Genomic DNA, 20298 nt, shown 5'->3' with positions numbered 1-20298 from the left:
ATGCCATCCCCAATGCCAGCATCGTAGGGCGCATAACGCCCAAGGCGTTATCCGCCATGGCGGCGGATAACCCTTTCCGGGTTATGCGCCCTACGGGAGCGGTTCTGGTAGGGCGGACAACCGCTCGCGGTTGTCCGCACGAGGGTGCGATCAGCCCAGCAACTCGCGCACCCGATACCACGCCATGCCCAGCGCCAGCAGCGGCGAGCGCAGCAGTTTGCCGCCGGGGAAGGTCAGGTGCGGTACGGCGCTGAACAGGTCCAGCCCCTTGCTCTCGCCCTGGTGGATGGCTTCGGCGAGCAGCTTGGCCGACCAGTGAGTGACGTTCAGCCCGTGGCCGGAATAGCCCTGGGCGAAGTACACGTTCGGATGGCTGTTCAGCCGCCCGACCTGCGGGAAACGATTGGCGGTGATGCCGATCATGCCGCCCCACTGGTAGTCGAGCTTCACCTGCTCCAGCTGCGGGAACACCTTGAGCACCTTCGGCCGCATGTAGCCGCCGATGTCCGCCGGGTCGCGCCCGGAGTAGTGGCAGGCGCCGCCGAACAGCAGGCGACGGTCGGCCGTCAGGCGGTAGTAGTCCAGCCCCACCTTCTGGTCGCACAGCGCCATGTTCTGCGGGATCAGCTGCGCCGCCAGTTCTTCGGACAGCGGCTCGGTGGCCACCACGTAGCTGCCGGCAGGCAGCACCTTGCCGGTGAGCTTCGGCTCCAGCTCCTCCAGGTGCGCGTTGCAGCCGAGCACCAGGGTGTTCGCCAGCACGCGGCCCTGGGCGCAGTGCACCACGGCCGTGGTGCCGTGCTCGATGCGCAGCACCGGGCTCTGCTCGAAGATCTGCGCGCCGAAGGCCTTGGCCGCGCGGGCTTCGCCCTTGACCAGGTCCAGCGGGTGCAGGTGGCCCGAGCCCATGTCGATGTGCCCACCGGCGTAGCAGTCGCTAGCGACCACCTCACGCATGCGCTCCGGCGGCACCAGCCGGGTTTCGTGGGGGTAGTCCGAGGTGCTCAGCTCTTCCTGTTCGCGGACCATCGCGGCGTACTGCGCCGGGGTATTGGCCAGCTCGCAGAAGCCCCAGCGCAAGTCGCACTCGATAGCCAGTTCACGGATGCGCTCGGCGACCAGGGCCACCGAATCCACGCCGGCTTGCTCCAGGTACTGCACGCCTTCTTCGCCGACGTACTTGGCGAAGCCGCTGACATCGTGGCCGATGCCACGGATCAACTGCCCGCCGTTGCGCCCGCTGGCGCCCCAGCCGATACGCCGGGCTTCCAACAGCACCACGGAGTGGCCGCGCCGGGCCAGCTCCAGGGCGGTGTTGACGCCGGTGAAGCCGCCGCCGATCACGCAGACATCCGCCCGCACGTCCCCCGCGAGGGAAGGGTAGTGCTGCGAGTCACGGGCGGTCGCGGCGTAATAGGACGCGGCGTGCTCGTCGGTGTGCTTCATGGGACTTTCTCGTTTCATTGGTTGAACTTGATCTTGCTCCAGCTGCGGGTCATCAGGCGCATGATCTTGGGCGGCGGCGCCTTGGCGATGTACAGCTTGTCGAGCACGGCCTGGCTCGGGAAGACCTCGGGGTTGTTCTGCATCTCGGTGGGTAGCAGCGTCTTGGAGTCGGCGTTGGCGCTGGGGTAGCCGACGTACTCGCTGACGTCGGCGATCACCTTCGGGTCGAGGACGTAGTTGATGAACGCCAGTGCCTGCTCCGGATGCTTCGCGTCCGAGGGGATGGCCATCAGGTCGAACCACAGGTTCGCGCCTTCCTTGGGAATGGCGTAGGCGATCTCGATGCCGTTGTTGGCTTCCTTGGCCCGCGCTGCGGCCTGGAACACATCGCCGGAGTAGCCGAAGGCCACGCAGATGTTGCCGTTGGCCAGGTCCGAGATGTACTTCGAGGAGTGGAAGTAGGTGACGTACGGGCGCACCGCCTCCAGCTTCGCCTCGGCCTTGGGATAGTCCGCCGGGTTGGTGCTGTTGGGGTCCAGCCCCAGGTAGTTGAGCACCGACGGGATCATCTCGTCGGGCGAGTCCATGAAGGCGACGCCGCAGGCGTTGAGCTTCTTGATGTTCTCCGGCTCGAACAGCACGGCCCAGGAGTCGATGTGGTCGACGCCCAGCACCTGCTTGACCTTCTCGACGTTGTAGCCGATGCCGTTGGTGCCCCACAAGTAGGGCACCGAGTGCTTGTTGCCCGGGTCGTTCTGCTCCAGCAGCTTGAGCAATTTCGGGTCCAGGTGCTTCCAGTTCGGCAACTGGCTGCGGTCGAGCTCGAGGAATACACCAGCCTGCACCTGGCGGGTCAGGAAGTGGTTGGACGGCACCACCACGTCGTAGCCCGTACGGCCTGCCAGCAGCTTGCCTTCCAGCGTCTCGTTGGAGTCGAAGACGTCGTACACCGGCTTGATCCCGGTGGTCTTCTGGAAGCCGGCCAGGGTGTCCGGGGCGATGTAGTCGGTCCAGTTGTAGATGCTGACCGAAGGGGCAGCGTGTGCGGCCGAGGCGATGGTTGCCAGGGCGAAGGGCGCAAGGGTGCGCAGCAGTCTCATGGGGACTCCCGAATTGTTGTTGTGAAGTCAGTGATGAGGAATCAGACGCTCAGCAGCAGGAACTCGCGCTCCCAGGAACTGATCACCCGCTTGAAGTTCTCGTGCTCGGTGCGCTTCACCGCCACGTAGCCCTGCACGAATTTCTCGCCGAGGAATTCCTTGAGCACGTCGCAGTCTTCCATCTGCTGCAGCGCGTCCTCGATGGTGATCGGCAGGCGCAGGTTGCGGCGTTCGTAGGCGCGACCCTGGACGGCGGCGCTGGGGTTGATCTGCTCGATCATGCCCAGGTAGCCGCAGAGCAGGCTGGCGGCCAGCGCCAGGTACGGGTTGGCGTCGGCGCCTGGCAGGCGGTTTTCCACGCGCATGGCGATCGGCGGGGCGGCGGGTACACGCAGGCCCACGGTGCGGTTCTCTTCGCCCCATTCGACGTTCACCGGCGCGGAGGTGTCCGGCAGGAAGCGGCGGAAGGAGTTCACGTTCGGCGCGAACATCGGCAGCACTTTCGGGATGTATTTCTGCAGCCCGCCGATGTAGTGCAGGAACAGCTCGCTCATGGAGCCGTCTTCGGCGGCGAAGATGTTCTGGCCGGTGGCGATGTCCAGCACGCTCTGGTGGATGTGCATGGCGCTGCCGGGCTCGTCGGTGATCGGCTTGGCCATGAAGGTGGCGCTGACGTCATGCTTGAGCGCGGCTTCGCGCATGGTGCGCTTGAACACGATGATCTGGTCGGCCAGGCTCAGCGCGTCGCCGTGACGGAAGTTGATTTCCATCTGCGCCGGGCCGTCTTCGTGGATCAGCGTATCCAGGTCCAGGCCCTGCAGTTCGCACCAGTCGTAGACGTCTTCGAACAGCGGGTCGAATTCGTTGGCGGCGTCGATGGAGAAGCTCTGGCGGCCGCTTTCCGGGCGGCCCGAACGGCCGACGGGGGCTTCCAGCGGGAAGTCCGGGTCGCTGCTGCGCTTGGTCAGGTAGAACTCCATCTCCGGCGCCACAACCGGGCTCCAGCCCTTGTCGGCGTAGAGCTTGAGCACGCGCTTGAGCACGTTGCGCGGGGACAGTTCGATGGGGTTGCCGACCTTGTCGAAGGTGTCGTGGATGACCATCGCGGTCGGTTCCAGCGCCCAGGGCACCAGGAAGATGGCGTCCGGGTCGGGCTTGCAGACCATGTCGATGTCCGCTTCGTCGAGCAGGTCGTAGTAGACGTCGTCATCGACGAAATCGCCGGTGACCGTCTGCAGCAGAACACTTTCGGGGAGACGCATGCCCCCTTCGCCGAGGAACTTGTTGGTGGGGGAAATCTTGCCGCGGGCGATGCCGGTGAGATCGCTCACCACGCACTCGACTTCGGTGATTTTCTGTTGCTTCAGCCGTTGCTCCAACTGCTCGGCGGGGGTGGTCATACAAGCCTCTGACGGTTTTTGATTTTGTAAGGGGGTTTTGTAATGGGTGCGCGCGCAGCATCTTGCTGCCAGGCGTGGCTAGTGTCGGCTGGAGGCACGCGTGCGTTCTATCCACTTTCGGCAAGGCTTGGGAATCGCCACAAAAAAGGCGCCTCCGGCCAATGCAAACAGCCCCGGAAGCCAATGGCGACCGGGGCTGCTGTCTTGAGTGGAGTGAGGCTGGCGGTCAGACCCCGGACTTGATCCGGCTCCAGTCGCGGGTGATCAGGCGCAGGATCGACGGGCTAGGCGGCAGGCTGACGTACATGCCCTTGACCCGCTCGGCGTTCGGATAGACCGCAGGATTGTCGCGGACCTTCTGCTCCATCAGTGCCTTGGCCGGCACGTTGGCGTTGGCGTAGTGCAGGTAGTCGCTGGTTTTAGCGATCACGTCGGGGCGCAGCAGGTAGTTGATGAAGGCGTGGGCGCCCTCGGGGTTGCGCGCGTCCTTGGGGATGGCCAGGTTGTCGAACCAGATGTTGGTGCCTTCCTTCGGCACGCTGTATTCCACCTGCACCGAACCCCCGGCTTCCTCGGCACTCTTCTGTGCCTGCAAGACGTCGCCGGAGAAGCCGATGGCCACGCAGACGTTACCGTTGGCGAGGTCGGCGATGTACTTGGTGGAGCTGAAGTAGGTGACCGAGGGCTTCAGGCTTGCCAGCAGTCGGGTGCCGGCCTGGTAATCCGCCGGGTTGTTGCTGTTCGGGTCCTTGCCCAGGTAGTGCAGGGCCAGCGGCAGGATCTTCGCCGGCGAGTCGAGGAAGGCCACGCCGCAGCCCTTGAGCTTGGCGAGGTTCTCCGGCTTGAACACCAGGTCCCAGGAGTCCAGCGGCGCGTCGGCGCCCAGCGCGGCTTTGATTTTCGCCGGGTTGTAGCCGATGCCGACAGTGCCCCAGAGGTAGGGCACGGCAAAGCGGTTGCCGGGGTCGGACTGGGCCACGCGGGCGAGCAGGTCGGGGTCGAGGTTCTTGCGGTTGGGCAGCAGTGCGTCGTCCAGCGGGCGGTAGACACCGGCCTTGAGCTGGCGGGCGAGGAAGTCTGCCGAAGGGACTACCACGTCGAAGCCGGAATGCCCGGTGAGCAGCTTGGCCTCCAGTACCTCGTCGGACTCGAAGGCGTCGAGCACCACCTTGATCCCGGTTTCCTTCTGGAAATCCTGCAGCACGGTCGGCCCGATGTAGTCAGCCCAGTTGGCGAAATGCACCTCTTGCGGCGCCGCCATCACCGGCAATGCGGCACCGGCCAGCAGGCCGGCCAGACAACCCAAAGCACGCTTGTTCATCTTCACTCCTGGGGGCGCCGGCTAGCGCGGCGCCCATGCGATCGGCAGGTGGGAAATGGGCCCTGTTCTATTGTTTTCGGCCCTGGCCGAAAACTAGGCGTGGCGCGGCTTTGCGTCGTTCTTCCGTGCACGGGCGGAATCGCCAATGCTGCTGCGGACCCGCGGCTCTGTGCAGCGCGTTGTCCGCGCCCTACGCTGGAGGCCTACGCGGCGGAGGGACAGGAATGAGTGAGGAAACCGAGCGCACCCGTGCGGTGGTCACGCGCTACCACCAGTGCTGGATGAACCGTGACGTCGAAGGCGTGCTGGCGATGTTCCATCCGCAGGTGCACTACTGCGACTTCTACAACGACCTGGAAATCCCCGCCAGCGAGCTGCCCGGCTATATCCGCACGGCCATGCCGCGCAGCCCGCAGCACCATATCGAGCACATCGACCAGATTCGCGCCGATGGCGACACCGCGTTCATCCAGTACCGTTCGCGCCTGACGTTGCGCCGCAGCAGCCGGCTGGCCTCGTTCCGCGCCAGCGAGGCGATCACCGTGCGCGACGGGCTGATCTGGCGTGTCCACGAATACGCCACGCCAGTGCGCGAGCAGCGTGAGGAGGGCGTCAAGGACCCGCGCCGGCTGGGCCTGAACTCGGCCCAGGTGGGGACGATGCTGCTGGATATCGAATCCTACTTCGGCAGCGCCCATCCCTATCTCGACCCGGAGATGGACCTGGAGCGCCTGGCGCGGGCCACCGGCTATACGCGCAACCAGATTTCCTACCTGCTCAACCAGGTGCTGGGGCAAAGCTTTTACCGCTACCTGAACCAGGCGCGCATCGGTCATCTGCTGGAACGCCTGCGCGAGGAACCGGCCGCGCGCATCGACGAACTGGCGTTCGCCGTCGGCTTCAACTCGCTGTCGGTGTTCTACCGTTGCTTCCGCGAGCACACCGGGCAGCCGCCGCGCGCTTACCTGGCGGTGATGCAGGAGGGGAGCTAGGCCTGACGAAGACGCCAGGCCGGGGACCCTCAGAGTACGGCGTCGAGCAGCCGGTACCAGGCGATGCCGACGCCCAGATAGAGGCGCTGCAAACCGTGGAACGGGATCGGCCGCACCGGGGTGACGGGGAAGGGGAAGTCCTTCTCACGGTCCAGCAGGCGCTCCGCCAGGTGCCGGCCCAGGGTCGAAGCCATGGCGATGCCACGCCCGTTGTAGCCGAGCAGGATGCTCAGGTTCGGCGCCGGTTCGTGCAGCCTTGGCATGAAGTCCGGGGTCAGCGCCACGCGACCGCTCCATTGGTACTCAAACTCGACTTCGGCCAGTTGCGGGAACAACCCCAGCAGCGAGCGCTTCAGGTGCAGCCAGTCGCCGGGCGAGCGCGGTTCGGCAAACGGGCCGCGACCGCCCAGCAACAGTCGGCCACGGGCGTCCTGCTTGAAGTACAGCAGCAGCCGGCGCGCATCCGAGCAGACTTCGCCATTGGGCAGCACGCTGCGCCGCAGGTTCTCCGGCAAGGGTTTGGTGGCGACGATGAAGCTGTTGGCGGCGATCACCGTCTGCCGCAGCTTCGGCCAGAGGTCGTCGGTGTAGCCGTTGGTGGCGAGGATCACCCGTTCGGCGGTCACCTTGTGCTGCGTATCCGTGGTCAGCTGCCAGCCGCTGCCGTGGCGGCGCAGGTCGGTCACGCGGTTGTGGCCGTGGATGGCAGCGCCTTCGGCCAGCGCGGCGCGGGCCAGGCCACGCACGTAGCTCAGCGGCTGGACGCTACCGGCGCGCGGGTCAACCCAGGCGCCGAGGTAGTCGTTGCTGCCGATGCGTCGGGCGACGCTGCTCTTGTCGAGCATCTCCACCGGCACGCCGCGCAGGCGCCATTGCTCGGCGCGCTTCTCGATCGCGCGTAGGGCGGCCGGCGAGGCGGCGGGCTGGATCCATCCCTGGCGGGTGGCTTCGCAGTCGATGGCGTAGCGGCGGATCAGCTCGAAGACTTCATCGGCAGCGCCGCCAGCGACGTCGATCAGGCGTTCGGCCTTGTCGCCGCCGAGCATGCGCCGCAGGTCGTCGGGGTCATGCTTGAGGCCGGGGATCACCTGCCCGCCGTTGCGCCCTGAAGCGCCCCAGCCCGGCTCGCCGGTATCCAGTACGCAGACGCGCACGCCGTTGCGGGCCAGGTGCAGGGCGGTGACCAGCCCGGTGTAGCCGGCGCCGACGATGGCGACGTCGACCTGCTTGTCTTCCGCCAGCGCCGGTGTGGCCGGGCCGGCGTTCGCGGTGGCCGCCCAGAGCGAGGGCGGCAGTGCCAGGGGCTGGGCGTTCATGCCAGGCCCCCGTCGGTGTTGAGCAGGCGCCGGAGAAATTCCTGGGTGCGCGGCTGGCTCGGCGCACCGAGCACATCCTTGGCCGCGCCTTCCTCGACGATCCGGCCGCCATAGAGGAAGCAGACCTTGTCCGCCACTTCGCGGGCGAAGCCCATCTCGTGGGTCACTACCACCATGGTCATACCTTCGTCGGCGAGCTTGCGCATCACTGCGAGTACTTCGCCCACCAGTTCCGGGTCCAGTGCCGAGGTCGGTTCGTCGAAGAGGATCGCCTTGGGGCGCATGGCCAGGGCGCGGGCGATGGCGACGCGCTGTTGCTGGCCGCCGGAGAGTTCGTCCGGGTAGGCGTCCATGCGATGGCTCAGGCCGACCTTTTCCAACAGGGCGCGGGCGTGCTCGCGGGCTTCGTCCGGGCGCTCCTTCTTGACGTAGATCGGGCCCTCCATGACGTTCTGCAGCGCGGTGCGGTGGGGGAACAGGTTGAAACGCTGGAACACCATCGCCACCTGGGTGCGGATTTCATGGATGGAGTGGGCGTGGCGGTCGACGCGTTCCTGACCGACCCGGATGTCGCCGCCTTCGTAGGTTTCCAGGCCGTTGATGCAGCGCAGCAGGGTGGATTTGCCCGAGCCGGACGGGCCGATCAGGCACACCACCTGGCCGCTCTCCACGGACAGGTCGATGCCTTCGAGGACGCGGGTGCTGCCGTAGCTTTTGTGCAGCGACTGGATGCGGATCATGCTTTCTTCCTCGTGGCGATGCGCGCTTCGAGACGGCGCAGGGCAAACGACAGCGGCAGGCTCAGGGCCAGGTAGAGCAGGGCCACCAGGGTGTAGACGGTCATGTTCTCGAAGGTCGAGGAGGCGATCAGCTGGCCGGCGCGGGTCATCTCGGCGACGGTGATGGTGGACACCAGCGAGGAGTCCTTGAGCATCATCACCAGGGTGTTGCCGTAGGGCGGCAGGGCGATGCGGAAGGCCTGCGGCAGCACCACCCGGCGCATGATCATCGGGCCGCGCATGCCGAGGGATTCGGCGGCTTCGATCTGCCCCTGCTGGATGGCCTGGATGCCGGCGCGGAAGTTTTCCGCCTGGTACGCCGAGTAGGCGATGCCCAGGCCGATGATCCCGGCCTGCATGGCGCTGAGCTGCACGCCGAAGTCCGGCAGCACGAAGTAGATGTAGAACAGCTGCACGATGATCGGCAGGCCGCGGATGACGTTGACCACCGAAATGGCGAACAGCGCGACGGCGCGGACCTTCGACACCATCATCAGGGCGAAGGCCAGGCCGATGAGCGAGCTGAGCACGAAGGAGGCAATCGTGACCTGCACGGTGACCACCGCGCCACTCAAAAGAATGGGCAGGAAGTCCAGAGCATTCTGGAGAAACATAGGGGTGTCCGTGAGCGGAAATCAGGAGGCGGCCGTCACCCTTCACCGGGCGCGGGGCTCCGGCGAAAGGTGCGGGTAAGTCTTGGGGGCGGCGCGGAGAAAAGTGGACGTCAGTCCAGGTGCCACTTGCCGATGATGCCGGCGAGGGTGCCGTCGGCCTTGATGCTGGCGATGCCCTTGTTGACCTGGGCGAGCAGCTGCGGGTCGCCCTGGCGCAGGATCAGGCAGACCTCGCCCTTGATCTGCGGCTGGTAGCTGTCCACCAGGCGGACCTTTTTCAGGCTGCCCTTGGCCATCTGGTAGGCGAGGATCGGGTGGTCGCCGAAGCCGGCCTTGATGCGGCCCAGCGCCAGGTCGCGGGTGAGGTCGGCGAGGGAGTCGTAGCCGCGCACTTCCTTGAAGATGCCGCGCTGGTTGAGCTTGTCGATGAAGATGGTGCCGACCTGGGCGCCGACCACTTCGCCCTTGAAGTCATCCATGCTGGTGTAGGCCTTGTCGTCGTCGGCGCGCACCACCAGGCCTTCGCCGTACTCGAATACCGGGTCGGAGTACTGCACCACTTTCTCCCGCTCGGGGGTGCGCAGCATGGCGGCGGAGATCAGGTCGATCTTCTTCGCGGTGAGCGAGGGGATCAGCGCGGCGAAGGTGGTCTGGGCGATTTCCACGTCGAAGCCGCCGGCCTTGGCCACGGCCTGGGCGGAGTCGACCATCATGCCCTGGATGCTGTTGGTCTTGACGTCGAGGAAGGTGAACGGCACGCCGGTGGCGGTGGCGCCGACTTTCAGAGGTTCGGCCTGGGCGACCAGGGATGCGGCGCAGCTGGCGACGAGCGCGAGGGCGCAGGAAAACACGCGGAGGCGAGGATGCATTGGTGAACTCCCATTTGACGCGGTTTGTTGTCTTTATGCGTTATGGATAGCCTCGAGTATCGGCAGGAGGCGTTGGTCGCAATATAAATGATTTACAAAAATCGTAAAGAGATTTATAAATATCGCATATCGATATTCACGACATAATAAAAACCGGATCCTCCCCAAGGACGAGACATGAGCGACAACGAAAACAGCCTGTTCAACCAGTCGCTGGAAAAGGGCCTGGCCGTGTTGCGCGCTTTCAACGCGCGCAACCGCACCATGAACCTGGCGGAGGTGGCGGAGGCTGCCGACATCACCAAGAGTTCGGCGCAGCGGATGATCCACACGCTCGAAGCGCTGGGGTACGTCAGCAAGCACCCGCAGACCAAGCGCTTCCAGCTGACGCCGCAGGTGATGGAGATCGGCTACAACTACCTCGCCGCGGATACCCTGGTGGACGTCGCCAACCCCTTTCTCGCCGAGCTGGCGCAGACCACCGGCGAGACCACCAACCTCACCGAGCCGGTGCGCACCGACATGCTCTACGTGGCGCGCTTCGTGGGGCCGAAGTTCATCCCCATCCACCTGCCCATCGGCAGCCGCATCCCCATGTACTGCACCGCCTCGGGGCGTGCCTTCCTCAGTGCGCTGAGCGATGACGAAGTGCTGGAGCTGCTGCGGGACAGCGACCTGTCCAGCCACACCCAGTACACCCGCACTTCGCTGGAGGAAATCCTCGCCGAGATCGCCGAGATCCGCCGCAAGGGGTATGCGATCAACAGCGAAGAGCTGTTCCTGGGGGACATGGCCGTGGCCGCGCCGGTACGCAACAGCCAGGGCCGCCCGGTGGCTTCCGTGCATGTGGTGGCGCCCACCAGCCGCTGGACCCGCGAAGAGGCAGAACGCCGTTTGGCGCCGGCGGCTATCGAGTGCGCACGGGCCATCAGCACCTCGATCAGGACGCTGTGATCGCCAGAGCGGCTCAGGCCTGCGGCAACTGCTCCGGCGCGCCGTCGATCAGTTGCTGCAACTGAGCCAGCGCCTGTTCGTAGTCGAAGCTCTCGATGGCCTCGGCGATTTGCCGGAGCAGCTCGGCCCGCGACGGGTCGTGGTAGAAGCCGGCCAGCCGGCCGATGAGGTCGCCTGCGCTGGTGTCACTGTTCTCCAGCAAGCTCCGCAGTTGCTGGAGGAGGGCGCTGGCCTGGTCTTGCGTCACGCTCGCCACGGCGGGCGGCTCCACTGGCTGGATGAGCCGGTTCGCCAAGCCTGCCTGGACGATGTCCAGTTGCGCCTGCAGGTCGAACAGCAGGCGCGAAATCAGTTCTTCCGGGGCCTGCGCCTGGCAGGCGTCCTCCAGCGCCGTGGCCGACTTCGCCAGCGCCAGGGCACCGATATTGGCCGCCGCGCCGCGCAGGGAGTGGGCCGCCCGGCGACGGATGTCAGGATCGCTGGCAGGGTCCAGCTCGCGGAACGGGGTGATGAAGTCCTGGTAGCTCGTCTGGAAGCGCAGCAGCAGCCGTTCGTAGAGCGCCGTCTTGCCGGCACAGGTGGCCATTCCTGCGTGGGTGTCGATGCCCGGCAGGTTCTGCGGGAGGGTTTGCTGCTCGACCGGGGCGGGAGCCCTGGCGGCTGACACCTCGTGCCGAGGTTTGATCCAGCGCGACAAGGTGAGGAACATCGCTTCCGGGTCGATGGGCTTGGCGATGTGGTCGTTCATCCCGGCGGCCAGCGCCAGTTCGCGGTCGCCGGCCATGTTGTTGGCGGTCATGGCGATGATCGGCAGCGCCGCCAGTTCCGGGCGCAGGCGCAGTGCCTGGGTGGCCGCATAGCCGTCGAGCACGGGCATCTGGCAGTCCATCAGCACGCAGTCGAAGCGCTGGTCGATGGCCAGCCGGTCCAGCGCCAGCTGGCCGTTGCCCGCCAGCACGATCTCGATGCCGGCATCGCCCAGCAGCTCCATCGCCAGCTCCTGGTTCAGTTCGTTGTCTTCCACCAGCAGCACCCGGCTACCGGCGACGCTGGCCAGGGCCTCGTCGGTAGCGCTCTGGCGCTCGCGGCTGCGCGGTTCGGCGAGACTTTCCTTGCCCAGGGCGATGTTGATCGACTCCAGCAGGGTGGAGGGCGTCACCGGCTTGGTCAGCACCGTGCCCAGTTCAACGCCACGTTCCTGTGCGGCATCCAGCGCTTCTTCACGACCGAAGGCGGTGACCATGATCACCGCGGGGACATCCTCGCAGTGGCCGGCGTGCAACCGCGAGACCACTTCGATGCCGTCCATGCCCGGCATCTGCCAGTCGACCAGCACCAGTTGGTAGGGCAACTGCCGCCGCTCGGCATCACTGATCCACTCCAGTGCTTCGTTGCCATTGCGTGCGACGTCCACCTCCAGCCCGTAGCTCAGGGCCAGGCCGGAGAGGATTTCCCGCGCCGAGGCATTGTCGTCCACCACCAGGGCGCGCACGCCGAGTAGCTCCTCCGCACGGCGCATGCGCCGTGGCGCGGCGGTCGCGGGGATGCCGAAGTGTGCGTGGAAATGGAACACCGAGCCCTTGCTCGGTTCGCTGTCGACCCAGATGCGCCCATCCATGAGCTCCACCAGGCTCTTGGAGATCGACAGCCCCAGCCCGGTGCCACCGTAGCGGCGCGAGGTGGAGGAGTCGGCCTGGATGAACGACTGGAACATGCGCCCGCACTGCTCGGCGGTCATGCCGATGCCAGTGTCGCGCAGCCAGAAATGCAGCTGCGCCTCGTGGGCGCTGATCGCCACCGGTTCGATGCCGAGGACGATTTCCCCGTGCTCGGTGAACTTCACCGCGTTGTTGCCCAGGTTGAGCAGGATCTGCCCCAGGCGCAGCGGGTCGCCGACCAGCGAGGTGGGCAATTCCTGGCTGAGCTGGAACAGCAGCTCCAGCGACTTTTCTTCCGCCTTGAAACCGACCAGGCCGGAGAACTGTTCGAGCACGTCCTCCAGGCGGAACTCGACGTGCTCCACGCTCATCATCCCGGCCTCGATCTTCGAAAAATCGAGGATGTCGTTGATGATGCCGAGCAGGCCTTCGGCGGAGCGATGGACCTTCTGTACGTAGTTGTGCTGCCGCGCGTTGAGCCCGCTTTTCAGGGCGAGGCTGCTCATGCCGATGATCACGTTCATCGGCGTACGGATTTCATGGCTCATGTTGGCGAGGAACTCGCTCTTGGCTCGCGTCGCCTCCTCGGCCAGGTCGCGGGCGCGGCGGGTTTCCAGCTCGACCAACTTGCGTTCGGTGATGTCGTACAGCCAGGCCAGCATGGCGAACTCGCCTTGGTGGCGGATGGGCAGGTAGGTCGCCAGGATGTCGCGCTCGCCGCCCTGGCGGTCGTACAGACGCACTTCCCGTTCGAGCATCTGCTCACCGGCCAGCATCTCCTCCCAGATCGCCTCGCGTTCCGTTGTGTCGACATAGAGCCCGGTCGCCTGGTCGCCGGCTTTCAGGCCGAAGGTTTCGCCGAAGGCGGGGTTCACCAGGTGCAACTGGTCCTGGGTCGAGATCGCCACGCTGACCGGGCTGCAATCGAGGATGTATTGCAGGTGCTTTTCACTCTCCTGCAGGGCGGCGGCCTGTTGCTCCATCTGTTCGGCCTGGGTGAGTGTTTCCGCCAGCAACTGCTCGGTGCGGGTGGTGCGTTCGAGGATTTCCAGGTTCATCGCCAGCAGTGGGAGGAACTCCTCGAGCAGCGTGCGCCGGCTCGGGCCCAGCTCCTGCAAGGCCTCCAGGGCCAGCACGCCGACCAGTCGCTCGCCATGGATCAGCGGCAGCACGTCGAGGAACCGCGGCGGTGCGTATTCGCCTTCCAGGGCGTGTTCGGGCTGGCGCAGGTGGATCGGTGCCCGCTGTTTCGCGCACTGCCCGATCAGGCCCTGGCCTTGCGGCATTCGCTGGAGCAGATCCGGCGGTGCGGCGTAGCTGCCCAGCAGCACCAGCTCACCGCTGTCTTCTTCATGGATGTGCAGGGACGCACGGCGCAGGGCCATGGGCGGGGCCAGCGTAGCCAGGGTGCGGTCGCCCAGTTCGCTGGAGCCGGCGACCGACTGCATTTGGCTGCTGAGCATCGCCAACTGGGTTTTCACCCAGCGCTGGTTGGCCATCTGCCGCGCCTCGGATTGCAGTGCCGTGATCGCCCGCGCCATGTCGCCGATCTCGTTGGGGTAGTCCTGGAAGGGAATCTCCACGTCCAGCTCGCCCTTGCTGAGGGCGTCGACGGTGTGGCGCAACTGGTCGGCGGGCCGGCGGATCGACAGGCTGATCAGGGTGCAGAACAGCACGCCGCCGCCCACGCCCAGGGCCAGCATCCAGATGGTCAGTTGCACGCTGTGGTGGAAGCGTTCGGTGGCGTGCTGGACCTCGAGGTCGGCGCCCTCGCGCTTGATCTGCGCCACCTCCGCCAGTGCCTGGTTGGCCACCTCGCCGGGGCGCTGCAAGGCGGTGGACGACAGCAGCGCGATGGCCCCCAGGTCGGTGGATTGCCCCGGTCGGATGGGTTGGTCGTTGAGCGTCAGGACACGCTGTATCTGGTCCTGGTATTCCTCGTAGGAGGCCTCGAATCGCACCAGCCCTTGCAGGGCGGGCGTGCGGTAGATGAGCGGACGCGCCTGCTCGATCTCCTCGCGCAGGGTGGCCTTGACCTCGTGGAGTTGCCGGACTGCCTGGGTCCTGCTGCTCTCGTCGGAGGCCAGCACGAACTGGCGAATGCTCCGCCCCATGCTTGCCAGCGCGACGCGAGCTGCTTCGATGTGCGAGAGACCGAGCATTTCCTTTTCGTAGATCACGTTGATCTGCTCGATCTGCTGGCGTTGCACGTTCAGGCTGTACAGCCCGACGAACAGGGCCAGCAGCAGGATGCCGCCGAAGCCGAGCACCAGCCGGGTGCGCAGCTTGAGGCGCTGAAGTAAGCCGAGCGGGGTCGCCATCGGTTCGCCTCCTGGCGGAACGCGTGTGATACGGGGCGGCGCCTCAGGAGCGGATGTAGCCCGCCGGGTCGCCATCACTGTCGTTGAAGCGCTCGGCGATGCTGTGGAACTCGTCCTTCAGGGCCAGGAAGGCATCGGTGACATCCGGGTCGAAATGCCGCCCGCGCTGGCTCTGGATGTACTCCACTGCGCTGGAGTGCGACATGGGCGATTTGTAGACCCGCTTGCTGATCAGCGCATCGTAGACATCGGCCAGCGCCATCAGCCGTGCCGACAGGGGAATTGCCTCACCGGCAAGGCCCTTGGGATAGCCCGAGCCGTCCCACTTCTCGTGGTGGCCGGCGGCGATCTGCTTGGCCAGCCGGAGGAAGGGAACGTCCATGCCCAGGCGCTCCTCGGCTTTCTGCAAGGCATCGACACCCAGGGTGGTGTGTCGCTTCATCAGCTCAAACTCCTCGGGGGTGAGGCGGCCGGGCTTGAGCAGAATATGGTCGGGGATACCGACCTTGCCGATATCGTGCAGCGGTGCCGACTTGAACAGTAGTTGGCGGGTTTCCATATCCAGCTCGGCGGCGAAGCGCGGGTGCTGCTGCAGGTGTTCGGCCAGGGCGCTGACGTAGTGCTGGGTACGACGGATGTGGTTGCCGGTCTCGTTGTCGCGGGTTTCGGCCAGGGAGGCCATGGCGAGGATGGTGACGTCCTGGATCGCCGTCAGTTCGCGGGTGCGCCGCTGCACTTCCCGTTCGAGGAATTCGTTCTGGTCACGCAGGAAGTCGGCGGCAGCCTTGATGCGCAGCTGGTTGTCCACGCGCATCAGCACGGTGGGCGGGTTGATCGGCTTGGTCAGGTAGTCCACGGCGCCCAGTTCCAGGCCGCGTATTTCCTCGTCGGCGGTGTCCTGGGCGGTGATGAAGATCACTGGGATATGGCGCGTGCGGGCATCGTCGCGCAGGCGCCGGCAGACCTCGAAGCCGTCCATGCCAGGCATCATCACATCCAGCAGGATAAGGTCCGGCGGCTCGTCGGACAGGACGATCTGCAGGGCTTTCTCGCCACTGCGCGCGGCTTTCACGCGGTACAGCAGCTTGAGCAATTCCGAGAGGAGCGTCAGGTTCTCGGGGGCATCGTCGACGATCAGAATCGTCGGACGGACAACGGGACCAGGTGCATTCATTGACCTTTCTCCGCCGAAGGGGGGCGCGCCACGGTACTTCCTTGCTGTGCGCCCGAATCAGTATAGACAGCGCCGGCCAGGCGTCTCGCGCCTGGCGAGATGCCCTTGCGGTGGTACGTTCAACCGTTGTGTTCCACCTCGACGAAGCACCGCGTGCCGGCCTCGACGTCATAGATGTGGTAGTTGTTCATCATCCGCCCATAGAGGTGCAGGCTCACCGCGCGCGGGCGGTCGGCGGGAACGCCGGTGACGTGAATGTGGTCGGGGTTGGGCACGAAGCTGGTGACCGCGCCGGGCGGCAGCAGGATCATGCCGCCCTTGACCAGCTCGATGCCTTCGTCGCGACTGCGGTCGGCGGACAGGCAGACATAGCTGCGCTCCTCCAGCACGCCCTCGACTATGCCCACCACGCCCCAGCTGCCGTGGTCGTGCACCGGCGTCCATTGGCCCGGCGACCAGACCAGGGCGTAGAGCGACAGGTTGTCGTCCGGCGCCTGGTAGATCAGGTTGCGGGCGTAGTGGCTCGGGTCGCTCTGGTAGTGGTGAGCTTCGAGGAAGTCGCCGGCGTGGGGCAGCAGCTCCATCATGAAGGGCGCCAGCGAGGCCACGCACTGGCAGGGTTCGGATTCCTGCCGGCTGAGCTGGGTGGCGTGGTCGATGAAGCGGGCGAGGGTGGCGTTGGGCATGAGCGAGGTGCTCCCGCGGGCGTTGGCGACACAACGAAATCACTCTAGCCGCTTTTGCCAAGCCTGCTCAGAGCCGCAGGGCGCTTGACCCGGCATGGGTTATCCGCCAGTTGTCTCGCGGCGGATAACGCTGGCGCGTTATGCGCCCTACTCAAAACCGTAGGGCGCATAACCCGGTACGGGTTATCCGCCACTTCGGCGGATGGCGCTGTGGGTGTCGTGCGCCCTGCGTGGGGGCTCAGTCGTCCTTCGGCGCGCGCCGCAGCAGGTAGGTATCCATGATCCAGCCGTTGGCCTCGCGGGCTTCCTGGCGCGTGCGCTGGATGGTTTCGCCGACCTCGGCGAGCCGCCCGCCCAGCAGGATTTCCTCCGGCGTGCCGACGTAGGCGCCCCAGTAGATTTCCAGTTCCGGGTCGTCCAGCTGGCGGTAGGTGTCTTCGGCATCGAGCATCACCACCACGCTCTCGGCGTTCTGCGGGAAGCCTTCGGCCAGGCGCCGGCCGGTGGTGATCTGCACCGACTGGCCGATGGCGTTCAGCGGCACCCGGTGGCGCGCAGCGAGGGCCTGCACGCTGGTGATGCCGGGGATCACCTGGTAATCGAAGGCCACGCGGCCTTCGCGCAGGATCGCGTCGAGGATGCGCAGGGTGCTGTCGTACAGCGACGGGTCGCCCCAGACGAGGAAGGCGCCGCACTGGCCGTCCTTCACTTCGTCCTCGATCAACCGCTCGAACACCCGCTGCTTGGCGAGATTGAGGTCACGCACCTGCCCGGCATAACCGCCTTCGCGCAGGCGCTCGGGGCTGTCGGCTTCGACGATGCGGTAGTCGCTCCGGCTGACGTAGCGCTGCAGGATGTCGCGGCGCAGCTGGATCAGTTTGTCCTTGCTCGCGCCCTTGTCCATAAGGAAGAACACGTCGGCACGGTTCATCGCGTTGATCGCCTGCACGGTGAGGTACTCGGGGTCGCCCGCGCCGATGCCGATGATGAGCAGTTGCTTCATGTCTGGTCCTGCTGCTGGATCGAGGCGCTCAACCATACTCCCGTTGCCGCTCCGGCTCACGCGCCGGATGGCCGCAGCAGCTTGGGGCGGATACCGCTTGGGGCCTACAAGGATTTCGTAGGATGGCGTGGAGCGCAGCGATACCCATGCTGTCTGTGCGACGAATTCGATGGGTATCGCTGCGCTCCACGCCATCCTACAAACAGCGATACAGGGCCGCAGCGTAGGGCGGCGACCTGAACAAAGGGGCGTAACGCGTCAACCCAGCAGCGCCACGTCCCTACGCAGCTCGCGGGCGGCGGCGACCATGTTCACCAGCGCCGCTTCCGTTTCCGGCCAGGCGCGGGTCTTCAGGCCGCAATCCGGGTTGACCCACAGGCGTTCGGCGGGAATGCGTTGGGCCGCCTTGCGCAGCAGCTTGACCATCTCGTCCTTGCCCGGCACCCGTGGCGAGTGGATGTCGTAGACGCCTGGGCCGATCTCGTTGGGGTACTCGAACTGCTCGAAAGCTTCCAGCAGCTCCATGTCCGAGCGCGAGGTCTCGATGGTGATGACGTCGGCGTCCATGGCGGCGATGGATTCGATCACGTCGTTGAACTCGCTGTAGCACATGTGGGTGTGGATCTGGGTTTCGTCCCGCACGCCGCAGGCGCACAGACGGAACGCCTCGGTGGCCCAGTCCAGGTAGCGCCCCCAGTCACTGCGGCGCAGCGGCAGGCCCTCGCGGAAGGCCGCCTCGTCGATCTGCACGATCCTGATGCCGGCGGCTTCCAGGTCGACCACTTCGTCGCGAATCGCCAGGGCCAACTGGCGGGCCTGTACCTCGCGGGGCACGTCCTCGCGCGGGAAGGACCACATCAGCATGGTCACCGGGCCGGTCAGCATGCCCTTCATGACCTTGTCGGTGAGGCCCTGGGCGTACTGGATCCACTCCACGGTCATGGCTTTCGGGCGGCTCAGGTCACCGAAGATGACTGCCGGCTTGACGCAGCGCGAGCCATAACTCTGCACCCAGCCGAAGCGGGTGAAGAGGTAGCCGTCGAGCTGCTCGGCGAAGTACTCGACCATGTCGTTGCGCTCGGCCTCGCCGTGCACCAGCACGTCCAGCCCCAGCTGTTCCTGGATCTGCACGGCGTGGCGAATCTCGCTGTGCATGGCTTCGGTGTAGTCGCCGGCGCTGAGCTTGCCCTGCTTGTAGGCCTGGCGTGCGAGGCGGATGGCCGAGGTCTGCGGGAAGGAGCCGATGGTGGTGGTGGGGAAATCCGGCAGGTTCAGGCCGGCGCGCTGCTTGACGATGCGCTCGGCGAAGGGCGAGCGGCGCTGGCTATGGGCGGCTTTCACGGCGGCCAGGCGCGCCTTTACCTCCGCCTTGTGGATGCGCGGCGACGCGGCGCGGCTGGCTTGCACGGCGCGGCTGCGCTCCAGTGCAGCGAGGACTTCCGGGGCTTCGGGCTGATTGATGGCGCGGGCGAGCAGGGCGACTTCGGCGCACTTCTGCACGGCGAAGGCCAGCCAGCTCTTCAGCTCGGCATCCAGTTGGTCTTCTCGCTCCAGGTCTACCGGGCTGTGCAGCAGCGAGCAGGACGGCGCGACCCACAGACGCTCCCCCACACGGTCGTGGGCATAACGCAGCACGTCGAGGGCCTTCTCCAGGCCGCAACGCCAGACGTTGCGGCCGTTGACTACCCCGAGGGAGAGAATCTTGTAGGCCGGCAGGCGGTCGAGGATGGTCGGGAACTGCTCGGGTGCGCGCACCAGATCAAGATGCAGGCCATCCACGGGCAGGCCGGCGGCGAGGCCGAGGTTGTCGTCCAGGCCGCCGAAATAGGTGGCCACCAGCTTCTTCAGCGGTTCGCTCTGCAACAGGTTGTAGGTGCGCTCGAAGGCGTTCTTCCAGTCTTGCGGCAGGTCGAGGGCGAGGATCGGCTCGTCGATCTGTACCCACTCCACGCCTTGCGCGGCGAGGCGGCGGAAGATCTGGCCGTAGAGCGGCAGCAGGCGTTCGACCAGGTCCAGCTTGTCGAAATCGCCCCCTTTGGCCTTGCCCAGCCAGAGATAGGTCAGCGGGCCGATCACCACGGGTTTGACGCGGTGGCCGAGGGCATGGGCTTCTTCCACTTCCTCGAACCATTGCTCCCAGCTCAGTTCGAACTGCTGGTCAGCGGTGAATTCGGGCACGAGATAGTGGTAGTTGGTGTCGAACCACTTGGTCATCTCTTGCGCATGGGCGCCGCAGCAGCCTGCGCAGCTCTCATTTCCAACAGCGCCTCGCGCCATGGCGAACAGCGTCTGCAGGGTCGGCTTGGCCTCGCCGTGGCCACGGAAACGCTCGGGGATCACGCCGAAGGTCAGCGAGTGGGTCAACACCTGGTCGTACCAGGCGAAGTCGCCCACCGGTAGCAGCTCGATGCCGGCGTTTTTCTGCACCTGCCAGTGCGCGGCGCGCAGTTCGCGGCCAACCGCGCGCAGGCCGGCTTCGTCCAGCTCGCCTTTCCAGAAGGCCTCCTGGGCCTTCTTCAGCTCGCGGTCGCGGCCGATGCGGGGGAAGCCGAGGTTGTGTGCCAGCGCCATGTGAAATTCTCCAGTGAATCAACGATGGAGAAATTCTCGCGGCACGGCTTTCATGAAACAAACTCAATGTTTTTGTGATGAACATAAGAAATGT

At 65.8% G+C, this 20298-nt stretch carries 15 protein-coding genes; 2 read left to right on the top strand and 13 right to left on the bottom strand.

The genetic code is table 11. The annotated features are described in order from the left end of the window. Nucleotides 1-150: 150 nt before the first annotated feature. The 4 genes from CTR55_RS17695 to CTR55_RS17680 form a co-directional block, all read right to left on the bottom strand. On the bottom strand, nucleotides 151-1446 hold the full coding sequence (locus CTR55_RS17695) for an FAD-binding oxidoreductase (protein WP_296288133.1): 1296 nt from the start codon (nucleotides 1444-1446) through the stop codon (nucleotides 151-153). Between the two features lie 14 nt (nucleotides 1447-1460). After that, the gene (locus CTR55_RS17690) at nucleotides 1461-2546 is read right to left on the bottom strand and encodes a polyamine ABC transporter substrate-binding protein (protein WP_296288132.1); all 1086 of its coding nucleotides are present in this window, start codon (nucleotides 2544-2546) and stop codon (nucleotides 1461-1463) included. 41 nt (nucleotides 2547-2587) lie between these two features. Continuing rightward, entirely contained in the window at nucleotides 2588-3946 is a 1359-nt protein-coding gene (locus tag CTR55_RS17685) for a glutamine synthetase family protein (protein WP_296288131.1), read from the bottom strand. Between the two features lie 226 nt (nucleotides 3947-4172). Continuing rightward, a complete protein-coding gene (locus CTR55_RS17680) occupies nucleotides 4173-5267 on the bottom strand; it encodes a polyamine ABC transporter substrate-binding protein (protein WP_296288130.1) in 1095 nt (364 codons plus the stop codon). Between the two features lie 224 nt (nucleotides 5268-5491). On the opposite strand from CTR55_RS17680, the gene CTR55_RS17675 reads away from it, so the two are divergent. Further along, nucleotides 5492-6259 (top strand): nuclear transport factor 2 family protein, encoded by a 768-nt coding sequence (locus CTR55_RS17675; protein WP_296288129.1) that lies wholly within the window; start codon nucleotides 5492-5494, stop codon nucleotides 6257-6259. A gap of 29 nt (nucleotides 6260-6288) precedes the next feature. Here the strand turns inward: CTR55_RS17675 and CTR55_RS17670 are convergent, their stop codons facing one another. From CTR55_RS17670 to CTR55_RS17655, 4 genes are all read right to left on the bottom strand, one after another. Continuing rightward, nucleotides 6289-7575 (bottom strand): FAD-binding oxidoreductase, encoded by a 1287-nt coding sequence (locus CTR55_RS17670; RefSeq protein WP_296288128.1) that lies wholly within the window; start codon nucleotides 7573-7575, stop codon nucleotides 6289-6291. Further along, complete coding sequence (locus tag CTR55_RS17665) at nucleotides 7572-8315, bottom strand: amino acid ABC transporter ATP-binding protein (RefSeq protein WP_296288127.1); 744 nt, start codon at nucleotides 8313-8315, stop codon at nucleotides 7572-7574. Before CTR55_RS17665 ends, CTR55_RS17670 begins: the two co-directional genes overlap by 4 nt. Then, nucleotides 8312-8968 (bottom strand): amino acid ABC transporter permease, encoded by a 657-nt coding sequence (locus CTR55_RS17660; protein WP_296288126.1) that lies wholly within the window; start codon nucleotides 8966-8968, stop codon nucleotides 8312-8314. Before CTR55_RS17660 ends, CTR55_RS17665 begins: the two co-directional genes overlap by 4 nt. Before the next feature lie 110 nt (nucleotides 8969-9078). After that, nucleotides 9079-9837, bottom strand: a complete 759-nt coding sequence (locus CTR55_RS17655) for an ABC transporter substrate-binding protein (RefSeq protein ID WP_296288125.1) — start codon at nucleotides 9835-9837, stop codon at nucleotides 9079-9081. A gap of 177 nt (nucleotides 9838-10014) precedes the next feature. Here CTR55_RS17655 and CTR55_RS17650 point away from each other — a divergent pair, with 177 nt between their 5' ends. Further along, complete coding sequence (locus tag CTR55_RS17650; protein ID WP_296288124.1) at nucleotides 10015-10791, top strand: IclR family transcriptional regulator; 777 nt, start codon at nucleotides 10015-10017, stop codon at nucleotides 10789-10791. A gap of 13 nt (nucleotides 10792-10804) precedes the next feature. On the opposite strand, the gene CTR55_RS17645 is transcribed toward CTR55_RS17650, so the two are convergent. The 5 genes from CTR55_RS17645 to metE form a co-directional block, all read right to left on the bottom strand. Beyond that, nucleotides 10805-14770, bottom strand: a complete 3966-nt coding sequence (locus tag CTR55_RS17645) for a response regulator (protein WP_296288123.1) — start codon at nucleotides 14768-14770, stop codon at nucleotides 10805-10807. Between the two features lie 43 nt (nucleotides 14771-14813). Beyond that, nucleotides 14814-15944 carry a two-component system response regulator gene (locus CTR55_RS17640; protein WP_296288122.1) on the bottom strand — a complete coding sequence of 377 codons (1131 nt, stop codon included), beginning with the start codon at nucleotides 15942-15944 and terminating at the stop codon, nucleotides 14814-14816. 119 nt (nucleotides 15945-16063) lie between these two features. Beyond that, nucleotides 16064-16630: a cysteine dioxygenase family protein gene (locus CTR55_RS17635; RefSeq protein WP_296288121.1), complete on the bottom strand. Its 567-nt coding sequence runs from the start codon at nucleotides 16628-16630 to the stop codon at nucleotides 16064-16066. 238 nt (nucleotides 16631-16868) lie between these two features. Then, nucleotides 16869-17633: a precorrin-6A synthase (deacetylating) gene (gene cobF / locus CTR55_RS17630; protein WP_296288120.1), complete on the bottom strand. Its 765-nt coding sequence runs from the start codon at nucleotides 17631-17633 to the stop codon at nucleotides 16869-16871. A 258-nt stretch (nucleotides 17634-17891) separates the two neighbouring features. Further along, nucleotides 17892-20204, bottom strand: a complete 2313-nt coding sequence (gene metE / locus CTR55_RS17625) for a 5-methyltetrahydropteroyltriglutamate--homocysteine S-methyltransferase (protein WP_296288119.1) — start codon at nucleotides 20202-20204, stop codon at nucleotides 17892-17894. Between the last annotated feature and the right edge of the window lie 94 nt (nucleotides 20205-20298).

The organism is Pseudomonas sp., from assembly GCF_002796985.1.
Classification (GTDB): domain Bacteria; phylum Pseudomonadota; class Gammaproteobacteria; order Pseudomonadales; family Pseudomonadaceae; genus Pseudomonas.
This window is presented reverse-complemented; position numbering and strand designations above follow the sequence as displayed.